A 14,690-nucleotide genomic window follows, 5' to 3' on the forward strand; every position below is an offset into this window, starting at 1 on the left:
AGGCCGTGTTTCAAATGCCCGATCGCGATAGCCGGGCCGGATGCGGCCCCTGACGCCACCGCGGGACCGCCCAAAGACAACCAGTATTCGCGGCGATCCCGCGGCGACGCCAGGAACCGCCCCGATCCCGACTCTCATCGACCGGGACATTCGAAACACGACCTAGGCCTCCGGCTCGGTCCAGTTCATCCGCACCTGCCGTGGTGCGGCGTCACGGGTGATCAGCACGCCGTTGCCCGGTGGGAGCGGCGTCGGCTGATACGAGCCGAGTTGCACGCCCGTCTCCGCCGGCACGCTGAGCACGACACCGGGACTGCCAAGCTCCTGGAGCGTGCTGACGACCGGATCGGCCCGCGTGCGTGAGGCCGGTTCGGGGCGGCGGCCCAGGACCAGGTGCAGGCCGATCTCCTTGGCCAACGGCAGAAGCTCCCGCAACGGCGCCATCGGGTTGTCCGGCCGGGACGCGGCCAGTTCGTAGTCGTCGACGACCACGAACAGCTCCGGCCCGGACCACCAGGACCGGTCCTTGATCTGCTCCTGGGTCACGTCAGGGCCCGGCAGCCGTCGCCGCATGGACGTGACGACGTCCGCCATCGTCGTGGCGAGCTGCTGCGGGGATATCACGTACGCCAGCAGATGCTGGGTGTCCACGACTCCGAGCAGGGAATGCCGGAAGTCGACGACCATGATGAGGGCCTTGTCCGGCGTGTAGCGCCGCATGATGCCGCGCACGATGGTGCGCAGCACGTTCGTCTTGCCCGACTCGGTCTCGCCGAAGACCATGAAGTGCGGCTCGGTGTCGAAGTCGACGGACACGCTGTCCTGGTCGCCGTCGGCCACGCCGATCGGGATCGTCCTGGCACGGCTCGTGTACGGCGCCGGACGCACCAAGGGCGGCACTGTCCCGCGCCACTGCTGACGGATTTTGCCGGACGCGTCCCGGATGCCGTCCTCGACGTCGCCGGCCGACGCCGAGTTGTCGATCCGCGGCAGGCCGACGAGGAAGTGCAGCTTGTCCCTGGTCAGCCCGAAGCCGGGCCGGGCGGGCACGGTCCCGGCCATCCGGCTGTCCACTTCGGACTCAGCCGGGTCGTCGAGCCTCAGCTCGAACCTGGTGCCCAGCAGTTCCTTCGTGGCGGGCGGCAGGTCGGCCCACCGCGCGGCCGACAGGATCACGTGCACGCCGTAGGCCAGGCCGCGCGAGACCAGGTCGAGGACCTGCGGTTCGAGCTGCTCATGCGCCTGCCGGAACTCCGTCCAGCCGTCCACGACAAGGAACACGTCACCGAACGGGTCGTCGGTGATCTGCCCTTGCCCTTTGCGGTCACGGAACTCGGCCATCGAACTGATGCCGTGCTCCTGGAAGCGCCGCTCCCGGTCGGCCACCAGCGACGTGAGCTGAGCGACGACGCGCTGGACCAGATCACCGTCGTCCACAGTCGCCACCGCACCGACGTTCGGCAGGTCACGCACCGACGTGAGCATTCCACCGCCGAAGTCGAGGCAGTGGAACTGCGCCTCCAGCGGGGTTTGCGTCAACGCCATCGACATCACGAGTGTGCGCAGCAGCATCGACTTGCCGGACCCGCGCGCACCGACAACAGCACCGTGCCCCGCGGCACCGGAGAAGTCCGCCCACAGCAGGTCACGCCGCTGTTCGAACGGCTTGTCCACGACACCGACCGGTGTCTGCAACTGACCCAGCCACGGTGTGTTCTGCGGGCTCAGGCCGCGGTTCTCCGCCACGTGCAACGGCGGCACGAGCATGTCCAGCGAACACGGCGTGTCCAGCGGCGGCAGCCACACTTCGTGCGCGGGCGGTCCCTGACCGAGCATCGTGGACACGAGGGCGCCTGCCACGTCCACGCCCGCGACGGTGGCCGTGGCGGTGGTGAACCGGACCAACGTGCCCACGTCGTGCTTGAAGTAGGCGGCACGGCCGGGCGGAAGCTCGTGGGCGTCCGGAATACCGAGCACCACACGGGATTCTTCGGCCGGCATCCACAGACCGATCCGGTACGACAGGAACGGGTCGAGTGCGCGCAGACTGCCGTGCTCCATCGTGTGCGCTGCCAGCAGCATGTGCAGCCCCAACGACTTGCCCAGCCTGCCGAGAGTGACGAGAAGCCTGTCCAAACCCGGCTTGGCGGTCAGCAGGAACGCGAACTCGTTGATCACAATGACCAGCGCGGGCAACGGATCGAGGTCGGCGCCGTTCTCCCGCGCGCTCTCGTACTCCCAGAAGTGCCGCATGCCGGTGGCGCGCAGCAACTCCTGGCGCCTGGTCATCTCACCGGCCAACGCGTCCATCAGCCGGTCGAGCAGGGACAGGTCGTCACCGAGACCGGTGAGCAGCGCCGAGACGTGCGGCAGGCTCCCCAGTTCCCGGAAGGCGACGCCGCTGTCGAAGTCCACGATGACGAAGTTGAGGATCTGCGACGAGTGGGTCGCCGCGAGCCCGAGCATGAACGTGCACACGAAATCCACGGTGTCGGCACCGCGACCGCCGAAGCACAGGCCGTGCGGGCCCATGCCGTCCATGGCCGCGTTCTTGATGTCCACCACGACCGGCTGTCCGCTCTCGTCGACGCCGATCGGCACGCGGTACCGCTCGCTCTCCGGCCGTCGCCGCCACGCGCGTTGGACATCGTGTTCCGCCAGGGACGAAATCCCCAGCAGACTCAGCAGCTCGGGCTCCCCGTCGTCGGTCGTGGTGACCGGCTCGGCCGCGACGACAGGCTCGGCCGTCCTGTCCGGTGTGCCGGCGATTCGGATCGGCCCGTCGAACGCGCCGCCGCACACCTGCCAGTCGTCGTCCAGTTCCTGGCGGACGAACTCGGTGAGGTCGGTGAAGGAGATCTGGCCGTCGCCGTCGAGGTCCGCGGCGCCGGTCTCCAGCCCTCGCACCACAGTCGCGGTGAGCTGGCGCGGTGCGGACAGCACGAACGAACTGGTGCCGAGGTGGTCGGTCAGGAACGGCTGAGCGCCGAGGGAGTTGTCGAGCAGGACGACCTTCGCCTGCGCCGGGCTTTCGGCCAGCAGCCACCCGAACACCAGGGCCGGGATGGCCGTCGACCACATGAACCTCAGGTCGGTGCCGGCCGTGCTGAAGAACAGCTGGCTGGAGTTGTTCCACGCCGGGCACCCGGTCATGTGCACCAGCACCATGTCCTCGGGCGCGCGGTCGTGCAGCAGCACGCGCTCCAGTTCGCGCTCGATCCCCGACTTGGACTCGTTGGCGAGGAGGACCACCTCGTCGAACCCGCCCACGTCCGGGTCGAGCAGCAGCTCCCGCAGCCTCCGGCCGTCGCCGACGGGCACACCGTACGGCTGCAACGTGGGATCGCTGTACGACGTCGTCGCGACCAGCACGGCGACTCGACGGCCTGTCATGCCTTCCACTCCCCCTGGCATGGCTCGGCCCCGGGATGATCCTCCCGGGGCCGGGTTGTGATCCGGTCGGAACTAGCTCTCGGTCGCCGGAGGGGCTTCCTCGGCGGCCGGTGGTTCGGCGGTGGGCAGCAGCGGGGTCAGCGCCTCGCCGGCGATGCGGCGGAAGGCCCGGCGCGGACGGTTCCGGTCGAGCACCGCGACCTCGAGGTTCTCCGAGGTGAGCAGCCCGCCGTCACCGTTGTTGCTGTTGCTGCTGGACTTGCTCAGCGCGCGGACGGCCACGTCGACCGCGGCGGACAGGTCCATGCCCTCGGCGTAGGTGTCCTTCAGCGCCGTGACGATCGGGTCGACGTTGCCGCCCATCACCATGAACCGCGACTCGTCGACGATCGAACCGTCGTAGGTGAGGCGGAACATCTGGTCCTGCTCGGCGGTCGCGCCGACCTCCGCGACGCAGATCTCCACCTCGTACGGCTTGAGCTGCTCGGTGAAGATCGCACCGAGGGACTGCGCGTAGACGTTCGCGAGCTGCCGCGCCGAAACGTCCCTGCGGTCGTACGCGAAGCCCCACAACTCGGCGTGCCTGATCCCGCCGCGGCGCAGGCCCTCGAACTCGCTGTAACGGCCCGCGGCGGCGAACCCGATGCGGTCGTACAGCTCGGAAACCTTGCGCAGGGTGCTCTTCGCCGGGATCTCCGCGACGAACAGCACGCCACCGGCGTACTTCAGCACGACGACACTGCGGCCCCGCGCGATGCCCTTGCGGGCGATCTCGGACTTCTCCCGCATCAACTGCTCGGGCGAGGCGAACAGCGGCATACTCACAGCAGTGGCTCCTGGATCTTGTGCGGACGGGACGACACTCTAGCCACGCGGCCGTTGACTGCGGTCGGTGACAACGGCCTCGGCCGCCGCACTTGTCTGCTCTTCGGGCACCCGGACCGCGCCGTCCGCGCCGGTGATCGTGATGATGGACGGGTAGATCCGCCGGTGGAGGTCCGGCCCGCCGGTCGCGGTGTCGTCCTCCGCGGCGTCGTACAGCGCCTCGACGGCCCAGCGGATCGCCGCGTCCTGGTCGCCCTCGGGGTCGTAGAGCTTCTTGAGCGCCGACTTGGCGAACAGCGATCCCGAGCCCACAGCGTGGAAGCCGGCCCGTTCCTCGTAGCGGCCGCCGACCACGTCGTAGGACACGATCCGGCCGTGCGGCTGATCCGCGTCGATGTCGTAGCCCACGAACAGCGGCACGACCGCGAGGCCGTTCATCGCCATGCCGAGGTTCTCGCGCACGGTCGTGGCGAGCTTGTTCGCCTTACCGTCCAGCGACAGCGGCACGCCTTCGATCTTCTCGTAGTACGCAAGTTCGACCGTGTACAGGCGGACCATCTCGACCGCGAGACCCGCGGTGCCCGCGATACCGACGGCCGAATAGTCGTCGGTGACGAACACCTTCTCCATGTCGCGCTGCGCGATGAGGTTGCCGGACGTCGCACGCCGGTCGCCCGCGAGCAGCACGCCACCGGCATAGGTCACCGCGACGATGGTCGTGCCGTGCGGGACCTCCGACAAGGCGCTCTGGTTGGTCAGCTCTGCCGAGCGGGCGCCCGGGAGCAGTTCGGGCGCCTGCGAACGCAGAAAGTCGGTGAATGACAATGACGCGGCCGAGAGATAGGCAGCCGGTAGCCCGGTGCCTGCCCCCTGGCGGGAGAAGGTGTGGTCCATGCCCTGCTTTCGTCGCTCTGCTGGTTGCTGCTTACCGGCGCGGCAAGGTCACTCGCCGCCCTTTTGCACGTAGGCGCGGACGAAGTCCTCCGCGTTCTCCTCCAGTACGTCGTCGATCTCGTCGAGGATGGTGTCCACGTCCTCGCCGAGCTTCTCCCTGCGCTCCTGACCGGCAGGCGCGCCACCGGCGACATCTTCCTCGTCGCCGTCGCCGCCGCCCTGGCGCTGGACCTTTTCCTGGGACATCTGGCCTCCCGGTTTTCGACTGGCCTACATGAACATTACCCAGGGGGACCGACATGTGTCCCACAGGTTGACCCGTGTTTCTCCACGAGTGAACTCAGCCACGGGGTGCCCCGGTCAGCGCGTCGACCAGTTCCTCGGCCGTGTCCGCGGCCTCCAACAGGGCTCCGACGTGGGCTTTTGTTCCCCTGAGGGGTTCGAGCGTGGGGATCCGGACCAACGACTCGCGGCCGAGATCGAAGATCACCGAATCCCAGGACGCCGCGGCGATCGAGTTCGGGTACTTCTCCAGGCAGCGGCCCCGGAAGTACGCCCGGGTGTCGCTGGGCGGCTCGGTGATCGCGGCCCGCACCTCCTCCTCGGTGACCAGCCGTTTCATCGAGCCACGGGCCACCAGGCGGTTGTAGAGGCCCTTGTCCAGCCGCACGTCGGAGTACTGCAGGTCGATCAGCGAGAGCCGGGGCGAGGACCACTGCAGGTTGTCGCGGGCCCGGAAGCCCTCGAGCAGGCGGAGTTTGGCGGGCCAGTCCAGCCGGTCGGAGCACTCCAGCGGGTCGCGGCGCAGCGCGTCGATGATCTCCGCCCAGGTCTGCAGCACATGCCGGGACTGCGAGTCCTGGTCGGTCTTCTCGATGTGCTCGGCGGCCATCTCCATGTACGCCGACTGGATGTCCAGCCCGGTGAACTTGCGGCCGTTGGACAGTTCGACCGTGGTCCTGAGCGTCGGGTCGTGGCTGATGTGGTGCACCGCGCGGACCGGGTCGGCCAGCTTGAGGTGGTCGAACCGGACGCCGGACTCGATCATGTCGATGACCAGCGCGGCCGTGCCGAGCTTGAGGTACGTGGAGTACTCGGCCAGGTTCGCGTCGCCGATGATCACGTGCAGCCTGCGGTACTTGTCGGCGTCGGCGTGCGGCTCGTCGCGGGTGTTGATGATGCCGCGCTTGAGTGTGGTCTCCAGGCCGACCTCGACCTCGATGTAGTCCGAGCGCTGGGACAGCTGGAAGCCGGCCTCCTCGCCGGCGACTCCGATGCCGACCCGGCCGGAACCGCAGATCACCTGGCGGGACGCGAAGAACGGGGTCAGCCCGGAGATCACCGACGTGAACGGCGTGCTCCGGCTCATCAGGTAGTTCTCGTGCGTGCCGTAGCTCGCGCCCTTGCCGTCGACGTTGTTCTTGTACAACTGCAGGCGGGGCTGGCCGGGGACGGTGGCGGCCTTCAGCGCCGCCTCCTCCATCACCCGCTCGCCCGCCTTGTCCCAGATCACCGCGTCGCGCGCGTTGGTGACCTCAGGCGCGGAGTACTCCGGGTGCGCGTGGTCGACGTACAGGCGTGCACCGTTGGTGAGGATGACGTTGGCCGCGCCGAGGTCCTCGACGTCCGGATCGGACGGGGCCATGCTCGGCGCGCCGAGGTCGAAGCCGCGCGCGTCCCGCAGCGGGGACTCGACCTCGTAGTCCCAGCGTGCCCGGCGCGCCCGCGGGATGTCTGCGGCCGCCGCATAGGCGAGCACGACCTGGGTTGATGTCAGAACAGGATTGGCTGTCGCATCGCCGGGTACGGAAATGCCGTACTCGACCTCGGTACCCATGATCCGCCGCATGGGACAAGCCTAGGAGTTGCGTGCCAGAGCCGTTGCAGCGAGTGGTGCGATTCGTGTCACCGCGGGCTTGGCCTTGGCCTCCGTGGCGGCCGTGACGACCACGACACTGAGCACCCGACCGTGTGCTGTCAGCACCGTGCAGGCGGACTGCCTGGTACTCGTGGCACACCAGCTGACCTGCTTGTCAGCGACGGCCGGGGCGCTGACACGGACCTCGGCGCCACCCGCCTGGTACCGGCCGCAGGTCAGCTTCGCGCGGGCGGACGTAACGATTTCCTCCGCATTTCCCTCGTACTCTGCCAAGTACTGGCGGATGGTCGACCCGGTCGGGTACGACCAGGCCGTCTGGTACGCCGCTGCGGCGTCGCCCAGCGGCGCCTGACAGTCGGGCAGAGTCGCCTGAACGGTCCGTGCCGGGCTTCCGGACGGCTGGACGCCTTCCCCGGCGAGGTCCGCCGCCGTCAGGGCGAACTTGTCCAGTTCGAGCGCCTTGGGCCGCGCGGTGGGCGCGGCAGCCGGGCGTGGCGGCTGCTGTGGCGTCGAGGCCGGGGACGACGTGCTGACCGGGGCGGGTTCCGGATCTTGGTAGTACCGGTTGTCCCTGAGGTCGTTCGGCCGGTCCGAGCAGCCCGCCAACAGCAGCGCCGCACCGACGCCGGCGAGCACGTGCACACGACGCAAGGTGTGTCGTCCCCTTGGTTGCGATCTTGGTTCGTTCCCCGCGCCAGACCTTAGTGGGCACAGCCCAGCCCGCCGTCGGCGGCACACACCGACGTCCTCTCGTGAGCGTTTATCCGTGTTCTAACCCTGATAAACACTCACGAGGGGGTTCTGGGTCAGGTCCAGGTCAGTGCCGAGCGTGTCGCCCAGTACTGGCCGGGCGGCTCGGCCAGGTCCCGCAGCATTTCGTGGTCCGCGGTATCCAGGTGGACCGGCATCAGGTTGGCGTACAGCTGGGCGACGCTCGCGGCGCCGCTGAGCACGAGGTCCGCCCACGGCTGGGCCAGCGCGCCTGCCATCGCCACCGCGTCCGGGCCGACACCGTGCCGCAGGGCGATGTCCGCGACCGGGCCAGGTGGACGCATCGCGAGGCGGCCGTTGGCCATGACCTCCTTGAGCATCACTCGCGCGCCTTCGGCGTGTGCTTCGGCCAGCGCCGGTCCCGCCGAGGTCTCCAGGAGGTTGAAAGTGGACTGGACCGAAGAGAACAGTCGCCGTCCGCCGACCTCGATGTCGAACGCCCGCCGGATCGTGTCCACCTGGGCCGGACCGCTGGTGGAGAAGCCCACGGGCACGCCGATGTCCGCCATCCGGGCCTGCAGGTCCCGGTCGGTGAACAACGGACTGTCACCGGTCAGCGAGTGCACCTGGTACAGGCCGACTTCGAGCAGGGCTCGAGTCTCGGTCCACTGGCGCTCGAACCTGGCCAGGGAATGTTCCTTCACTTCGTGCACTTCGGCGTCGGGACGCCAGTCCGCTGTGTACTCGTAGCCCCATTTGCTCGACACGGTCACGTCCGTAACGCCTCGATCGGCCAGCCAGGCGGCGACGAACTCCTCAGCGCGGCCGTACGACCTCGCCGCGTCGACCCACCGGATCCCGGCCGCGTACGCGGCGTCCAGGACCTCGAAACTGGCCGCGCGCATCGCCTCCACGGTGCGGTCGGCGGGCAAAGCCGTGTCCCGGCCGAGGTTGATGTACGCGGGCCTGCCCAATGCCGCCATACCCAGAGCGATGCGCATACCCACAACGTAAACGAGCGCCGCGACCAAGGCTGGTCGCGGCGCTCGCCGTGTTCAGTTCCGCCGTGCCGGGTTCCTACAGGTACTGGCCGGTGTTGGTGGCCGTGTCGATCGCCCGGCCGGACTCCTGGTTCTTGCCGGTGACGAGCGTGCGGATGTAGACGATCCGCTCGCCCTTCTTGCCGGAGATCCTGGCCCAGTCGTCCGGGTTGGTCGTGTTGGGCAGGTCCTCGTTCTCCGCGAACTCGTCCACGATCGCGTCCAGCAGGTGCTGGACGCGCAGACCGGGCTGCTTGGTCTCCAGCACCGACTTGATCGCGGCCTTCTTCGCCCGGTCGACGATGTTCTGGATCATCGCGCCGGAGTTGAAGTCGCGGAAGTACAGCACCTCTTTGTCCCCGTTGGCGTACGTGACCTCGAGGAACCGGTTGTCCTCGCTTTCCTCGTACATCCGCTCCACGGTGTGCTGGATCATCGCGTCCAGGCACGCGCGGCGGTCCCCGGCGAACTCGTCGAGGTCGTCGCTGTGGATCGGCAGGGTGGTGGTCAGGTACTTCGAGAAGATGTCCTTGGCCGCCTCGGCGTCCGGACGCTCGATCTTGATCTTCACGTCCAGCCGGCCCGGCCGCAGGATGGCGGGGTCGATCATGTCCTCGCGGTTGGACGCGCCGATCACGATCACGTTCTCGAGACCTTCGACACCGTCGATCTCACTGAGCAGCTGCGGGACGATCGTGGTCTCCACATCGGACGACACACCGCTGCCGCGGGTCCGGAAGATCGAGTCCATCTCGTCGAAGAACACGATCACCGGGGTGCCTTCCGACGCCTTCTCCCGCGCCCGCTGGAAGATCAGCCGGATGTGCCGCTCGGTCTCGCCCACGAACTTGTTGAGCAGTTCGGGACCCTTGATGTTGAGGAAGTAGGACTTGGCCTCGCTGCCGGAGTCGCCGCGTGCCGCCGCGACCTTCTTGGCCAACGAGTTGGCCACGGCCTTGGCGATCAGCGTCTTGCCGCAGCCGGGCGGGCCGTAGAGCAGAACGCCCTTGGGCGGGCGCAGCTCGTACTCCCGGTACAACTCGGCGTGCAGGAACGGCAGTTCCACCGCGTCCCGGATCTGCTCGATCTGCCGGTAGAGGCCGCCGATGTCGGCGTAGTCGACATCCGGCACCTCCTCGAGCACGAGATCCTCGACCTCAGCCTTGGGCACGCGTTCGTACGCGTACCCGGACTTGGTGTCGACCAGGAGGGAATCACCTGGCTTGAGGGGCGAGTCGGCCAGCGGGTCGGCCAGCCACACCACCCTCTCCTCATCGGCATGTCCGACCACAAGTGCCCGCATGGAGGCACCATCGGATCCGGCGGCGAGCAGTTCACGCAGCGTGCAGACCTCACCGGTCTGCTCGAAGGTGCCACCCTCCACAACGGTCAGCGCCTCGTTGAGACGCACCGACTGGCCGCGCTTGAGCGTGTCGATCTCGACGGCGGGCGAAACAGCCACCCGCATCCGACGGCCCGCGGTGAAGACATCCACCGTGCCGTCCTCGTGACCGGCGAGATACACGCCGTAGCCGCTGGGCGGCTGCGCTAGCCGATCCACCTCCTCCCGCAACGCCAGCAACTGGCTTCGGGCCTCGCGCAGCGTGTCCACCAACTTGGTGTTGCGCTCTGTGAGCTGTCCGACTCGTTCAGATGCTTCGGCGAGCCTCTGTTCGAGCAGACGCACATGGCGAGGCGATTCCGTCAACTTGCGGCGCAGCAGCGCGATCTCCTCTTCGAGGAATCGGATCTGCGCGGACTGACTAGTCTCACGGCCCGCGCCTTCGTCGGCGCTGTGGTCGTCGGCCTCCTCAGGCCGACTGCCGGGACGGTCGTGCTGCATGGTCGGCACCTCCTCCCGAACTACGTACCCCATACGGTACCGGTGATCACTGACATTCGGAGCTCATCCAGATGTCGAGATCGGCGCGTCGATGTCAAGAAACCCCCGCTCGGAGGGATTCAATGCTCCATCCCGGTGTAGTCGGGAACCCCACACCGGCTACGGTGCGTCCAGTACTAGTCCGATGGCGCCCGGGCGAGCGCCGTTGAAACATGACATGTACACGATCGCCACAGCTAGGAGAACGTAATGTCTCAACCGCCGCACCAGCCGGGCGGATTCGGCGACCAGCCCGGCTACGGCCAGCAGCCTGGATATGGCCAGCAGCCTGGCGGCGGCTACCCACAGCAGCCAGGTGGATACCCACAGCAAGGTGGTGGATACCCACAGCAGCCGGGCGGGAGCTTCCCGCCGTCCGGGCCCCAGCAGGCGCAGCCCGGGGGCTTTTACCCGCAGTCCGGGCCGCAGCAGGCACAGCCCGGTTTCGACCCGAACAACCCCTACGGCCAGCAGCAGCCCGGTGGCTACCCCGGTCAGCCCGGCCAGTTTGGACAGCCTGGTTTCCAGCCGCCGAAGAAGAAGAGCCCGCTGCCGTGGATTCTGGTGGGTGGCGCGGTGGTCGTGATCGGTGTCGTCGTGACGCTCATCTTCACCCTGGGTGGCGGCGGCGCCAGCACCGGTTCCCCGGGTGCGGCGGCGGACTCGATGGTCAAGGCGTTCAACGACAAGGACGTCGAAATGGCCAAGAAGATCTCCTGCAACCCGGAGAAGGCGGGCGGCAACCCGCTCGACGACATGCCGCCTGGCCTCGACTTCAAGGTCTCCGTCTCCCAGGAGCCCAAGGAGAACGGCGACACGGCGACCGGCAAGCTGAAGTTCGACATCACGTTCCAGGGTCGGAACGTGATCGCCGAGTCCGAGTTCACCATGAAGAAGAAGGACGGCAACTGGTGCGTCGATGACGTCAAGGAGCCGAAGATCAGCCGCTGACCAAACCGCGGACTGACCGAAGTGCACCCGCGAAGGCCCGGCCCGTCCATGACGGTCCGGGCCTTCATCGTAGCCGCGTCGTCACGCACCGGTGAAGTAGCCGGTTCGTTACCCGACCGCCCCGGGTTTTCCCGCCAAAGTCCCAGCGTCGCGGCCCGGACTCACCTACCGTGGCTGGCGATCAAGGGCTTCGGAAGACTGGGACTCTCATGACTTATCCGCCACAGCAGCCAGGGCCGTACGGCAACCAACCGGATCCCTACGGCCAGCAACCCGGTTGGCAGGGAGGCGGATACGGCCAGCCACAACCCGGTTACGGTCAGCAGCAGCCGTATGGGCAACCAGGCTACGGCTATCCGGCCGGACCGCCGCCGGAGAAGAACAACAAGGGCCTGATCATCGGCCTGGCGGTCGCGGGTGCGCTGCTCGTCGGCGGCGGCATCACGACCGTGCTGTTATTGACCGGGGACGATGACGACAAGTCGACGCCGGCCGCACAGACGACACAGGCCGGGCCCGCGGACGGCTCGACACCCGAGGCTGTCGTCAACGCAGTCATCAAGGCGGTCGACGACAAGGACTCGGACGCCGCGACCAGGATGCTGTGCGACCCCAGCAAGCCGAGCCCGGCGTTCGAGCTGAACAAGGTGCCGGCGAACGTCACCCTCGAGACCAGCCAGACCGGCAAGATCACCGAGTCCGGTTCGAGCGCCACGGCACGGCTCAGCATCAAGGTCACCGAGCAGGGCAAGTCCCGCCCGAGCACCATGCCGATGCTGCTCAACCTGAAGAAGGACGGCGACAAGTGGTGCGTCTCCCGGGCTCAGCTCGGCTCCGGGGCGAGTTCGACGACACCGTCACGCCGGTCGACCTCGACCTCGACCACGACACCGACGTTCTAGGGCCGGCGTACTAGGGTTGGGCGGGTGCCAGAGCCCGCCAGACGCCGGACCGCGGCGTTGGTCATCACGGGCATGGTGCTGGGCGGCGCCGGAACTGCCGCGTACTTCGTGTTGTCGCGTCCGGATCCGCCGCCACCTCCAGCGCCATCGCCCGCCACCGAAGGGCCCGACTCGCCGGAAGGCGTGGCGCGGTCGGTGATCGAGAAGCTCAACGCCAAGGACCTGGACGGTGTGATCGACCTCACATGCGCGCAGGGAAAGTCGACCGGCCGGCGTGAGCTCACCAAGGCCGTTCCGCACTTGGACCCGGCCACGCCGGCGAGCACCCGCGCCAAGCCCATCGAGTTCGAACTGGGGCGGCTGAGCCAGTTCCCGGACGGCTACGTCGCCACGTTCACGGTGCGGTTCGACGGCAACGCGCAGGAGGGCACGATGCGCCTGCAGCTCAGCTCCGACCGGTGGACACTGTGCGGGATGGACTCGCCCCGCATCGGCGGGGTCGGGTGACGCCGGTTTTACAGGCCCCGGATACGGTGTGTGCATGGCCGAGCCCGAGAAACCCGAGGCCGACAAGCCCACCCAACGCGACCTGAGCCCGCCCGCGTCCCGGGCGAGCCGGGTCCGGTTGACCATCGCCATCGGGCTGGCGGTGCTGGTGCTCGCCGGCGGCGGTGTCGCGCTCGCGATCATCGCGTCCCGGCCGGATCCCGCCGACATCGCGCTGCAGCAGGAGAAGGCCGCGGCACGCGAGGTCGTGCAGAAGTTCGCGGCGCTGCTCGAGCAGGGCCGCAACGACGGCGCCTTCGCACTGTCCAAGTCGGACGTGAAATCGTTGGTGTGCAAGGAGGAGCAGGACGCGCTGGAGCAGGAGTGGCAGGACCGCGAGACCAAGGAGATCATGCGGTCCTACGCGCCGACGCCGACCGCGCGCCTGGCGATCTCCGTCAAGGACGTCCGCATCGAGGGTGACAAGGGCCGTGCCACGCTCGTCGGCGGCACGGACAACGTCCGCGCCGACCAGGACTACGCGCTGGTGAAGGAGGAAACCGGCTGGAAGGTCTGCGGTGTGACGTTCCGGGCGAGGCCCAGCACCACCACCCGGCCGACAGCGCCGACAGAGTTCAGCGAGCCGTCCGGCCTGCCCGGCGGACCGTCCATTTCGGCACCGTCGCCAACGGAATCCGGGCCGCCGCGGTGACCAGGAAACGACCGCGCGCGGCCAAGATGGCTCCGCTTGGTCACTCGGAGGACACCCAGCGGCGCAACGGCGTGATCCTGGTGGTCGTCGCCACCGTGGTGGTCGTCGCGGTCGTCCTCGGCGGAATCCTGTTGCTGACCGGTGGTTCCGGCGACGACGACGAAGCGGCGACGGTCGCCAGGGAGTTCGCCGATCTCTACCAGCGCGGGCTGAACTCGTCCGGCCGGGACATCGACGCGGCCGATTTCGAACCGTTGGTGTGCGCGGACGTCCTCCAGCAACTCCGGGACGCGTTCTCCGAGAAGGAGGAACCCGTGCCCGGCACACCGCAGTTCACCCTGACGGTCAAGGACGTCAGGACCAACGGCGACCGGGGCACCTTCACGATGGGCACGAAGGTGACCGCGCCGGGCACGCCGGAGCAGCACGAGGACGAGCCGTTCCAGTTGGTCAAACAGGACGGCGACTGGCGCGTCTGCGGCCTCTAGCTTGAGTTTTAACCTGTTCGGCGGGGTCGTGGGTTGGTGGATTTGGTTTTCTTGCTGTGGTTGGGTTTCTGTTTGTCTGTGCTGGTGATGGTGTGGACGTCGTGGCGTGGCGCGGGCTGGTGGTTGGGTATCCCGGCGGGGCGGCCGGGACCGGGTCGTGAGGGTTTCGGGACACCGGCCGGACAGGCCAGGTGCGGGCGCAGGTTTCGAAACCCTCTCCGAACCCGGGCCGGGGACAGGTGTTGGGCTGTGACGGGTTTCTCCCAGGGGCGGCGCAGGTCGGCCGCGAGGCCGCGGGCCAGCCGTAGTTGGGTGTAGGCGGCGATCAGCAGCCAGGTCCATCGGTCGCCCTGCTCGGGTGAGCGGAGTTTCGGGGTGGTCCAGCCGAGGGTCTGTTTGAGCATCCGGAAGGTGTGCTCGATGTCGAACCGGCGCAGGAACGCCTGCCAGAGCAGGTCGACCATCGCTGGGTCCAGCCCGGTGCGGGAATGCCACAGCCACACGGGTTTGGGGATCGCCCCGGACGG

13 protein-coding genes and 1 pseudogene are annotated in these 14,690 nt (G+C 68.1%); 5 read left to right on the plus strand and 9 right to left on the minus strand.

Features of this window, described 5'->3' with window-relative positions; genetic code table 11:
* Positions 1 to 162: 162 nt before the first annotated feature.
* The 8 genes from eccCb to arc all read right to left on the minus strand — a co-directional run bounded on the left by eccCb (position 163) and on the right by arc (position 10,585).
* Entirely contained in the window at positions 163 to 3,393 is a 3,231-nt protein-coding gene (eccCb, locus tag GC106_RS46470; protein ID WP_173142607.1) for a type VII secretion protein EccCb, read from the minus strand.
* A 72-nt stretch (positions 3,394 to 3,465) separates the two neighbouring features.
* Entirely contained in the window at positions 3,466 to 4,218 is a 753-nt protein-coding gene (gene prcA / locus GC106_RS46475; RefSeq protein ID WP_173142608.1) for a proteasome subunit alpha, read from the minus strand.
* A gap of 39 nt (positions 4,219 to 4,257) precedes the next feature.
* Positions 4,258 to 5,112 carry a proteasome subunit beta gene (gene prcB / locus GC106_RS46480; protein ID WP_173142609.1) on the minus strand — a complete coding sequence of 285 codons (855 nt, stop codon included), beginning with the start codon at positions 5,110 to 5,112 and terminating at the stop codon, positions 4,258 to 4,260.
* 48 nt (positions 5,113 to 5,160) lie between these two features.
* Entirely contained in the window at positions 5,161 to 5,358 is a 198-nt protein-coding gene (locus GC106_RS46485) for a ubiquitin-like protein Pup (protein ID WP_173142610.1), read from the minus strand.
* A gap of 94 nt (positions 5,359 to 5,452) precedes the next feature.
* Entirely contained in the window at positions 5,453 to 6,961 is a 1,509-nt protein-coding gene (dop, locus tag GC106_RS46490; protein ID WP_173142611.1) for a depupylase/deamidase Dop, read from the minus strand.
* A gap of 9 nt (positions 6,962 to 6,970) precedes the next feature.
* A complete protein-coding gene (locus GC106_RS46495; RefSeq protein ID WP_173142612.1) occupies positions 6,971 to 7,633 on the minus strand; it encodes a hypothetical protein in 663 nt (220 codons plus the stop codon).
* Positions 7,634 to 7,797: 164 nt separating this feature from the next.
* Positions 7,798 to 8,703 carry an aldo/keto reductase gene (locus GC106_RS46500; protein WP_173142613.1) on the minus strand — a complete coding sequence of 302 codons (906 nt, stop codon included), beginning with the start codon at positions 8,701 to 8,703 and terminating at the stop codon, positions 7,798 to 7,800.
* 76 nt (positions 8,704 to 8,779) lie between these two features.
* Positions 8,780 to 10,585, minus strand: a complete 1,806-nt coding sequence (gene arc / locus GC106_RS46505) for a proteasome ATPase (RefSeq protein ID WP_173142614.1) — start codon at positions 10,583 to 10,585, stop codon at positions 8,780 to 8,782.
* Between the two features lie 249 nt (positions 10,586 to 10,834).
* Between arc and GC106_RS46510 the strand changes: the two genes are divergently transcribed.
* From GC106_RS46510 to GC106_RS46530, 5 genes are all read left to right on the plus strand, one after another.
* Positions 10,835 to 11,575, plus strand: a complete 741-nt coding sequence (locus GC106_RS46510; RefSeq protein ID WP_173142615.1) for a hypothetical protein — start codon at positions 10,835 to 10,837, stop codon at positions 11,573 to 11,575.
* Between the two features lie 209 nt (positions 11,576 to 11,784).
* On the plus strand, positions 11,785 to 12,477 hold the full coding sequence (locus GC106_RS48595) for a flagellar basal body-associated FliL family protein (RefSeq protein WP_173142606.1): 693 nt from the start codon (positions 11,785 to 11,787) through the stop codon (positions 12,475 to 12,477).
* Positions 12,478 to 12,501: 24 nt separating this feature from the next.
* On the plus strand, positions 12,502 to 12,984 hold the full coding sequence (locus tag GC106_RS46520; protein ID WP_173142616.1) for a hypothetical protein: 483 nt from the start codon (positions 12,502 to 12,504) through the stop codon (positions 12,982 to 12,984).
* A gap of 34 nt (positions 12,985 to 13,018) precedes the next feature.
* Positions 13,019 to 13,675: an Rv0361 family membrane protein gene (locus tag GC106_RS46525; protein ID WP_173142617.1), complete on the plus strand. Its 657-nt coding sequence runs from the start codon at positions 13,019 to 13,021 to the stop codon at positions 13,673 to 13,675.
* Positions 13,672 to 14,163, plus strand: a complete 492-nt coding sequence (locus GC106_RS46530; protein ID WP_173142618.1) for an Rv0361 family membrane protein — start codon at positions 13,672 to 13,674, stop codon at positions 14,161 to 14,163. Before GC106_RS46525 ends, GC106_RS46530 begins: the two co-directional genes overlap by 4 nt.
* Before the next feature lie 8 nt (positions 14,164 to 14,171).
* Here GC106_RS46530 and GC106_RS46535 read toward each other — a convergent pair.
* Positions 14,172 to 14,690 (minus strand): annotated as a pseudogene (locus tag GC106_RS46535) (NF041680 family putative transposase); the annotation flags it as partial.

This window comes from Kibdelosporangium persicum, from assembly GCF_013280595.1.
In the GTDB taxonomy this organism is placed as follows: domain Bacteria; phylum Actinomycetota; class Actinomycetes; order Mycobacteriales; family Pseudonocardiaceae; genus Kibdelosporangium; species Kibdelosporangium persicum.

Bases quoted from the DNA above. Each gene is read 5' to 3' on its own strand.
- eccCb (WP_173142607.1), bottom strand. From the start codon at position 3,393: ATGACAGGCCGTCGAGTCGCCGTGCTGGTCGCGACGACGTCGTACAGC.
- prcB (WP_173142609.1), bottom strand. From the start codon at position 5,112: ATGGACCACACCTTCTCCCGCCAGGGGGCAGGCACCGGGCTACCGGCT.
- GC106_RS46485 (WP_173142610.1), bottom strand. From the start codon at position 5,358: ATGTCCCAGGAAAAGGTCCAGCGCCAGGGCGGCGGCGACGGCGACGAG.
- dop (WP_173142611.1), bottom strand. From the start codon at position 6,961: ATGCGGCGGATCATGGGTACCGAGGTCGAGTACGGCATTTCCGTACCC.
- GC106_RS46500 (WP_173142613.1), bottom strand. From the start codon at position 8,703: ATGCGCATCGCTCTGGGTATGGCGGCATTGGGCAGGCCCGCGTACATC.
- arc (WP_173142614.1), bottom strand. From the start codon at position 10,585: ATGCAGCACGACCGTCCCGGCAGTCGGCCTGAGGAGGCCGACGACCAC.
- GC106_RS46510 (WP_173142615.1), top strand. From the start codon at position 10,835: ATGTCTCAACCGCCGCACCAGCCGGGCGGATTCGGCGACCAGCCCGGC.
- GC106_RS48595 (WP_173142606.1), top strand. From the start codon at position 11,785: ATGACTTATCCGCCACAGCAGCCAGGGCCGTACGGCAACCAACCGGAT.
- GC106_RS46525 (WP_173142617.1), top strand. From the start codon at position 13,019: ATGGCCGAGCCCGAGAAACCCGAGGCCGACAAGCCCACCCAACGCGAC.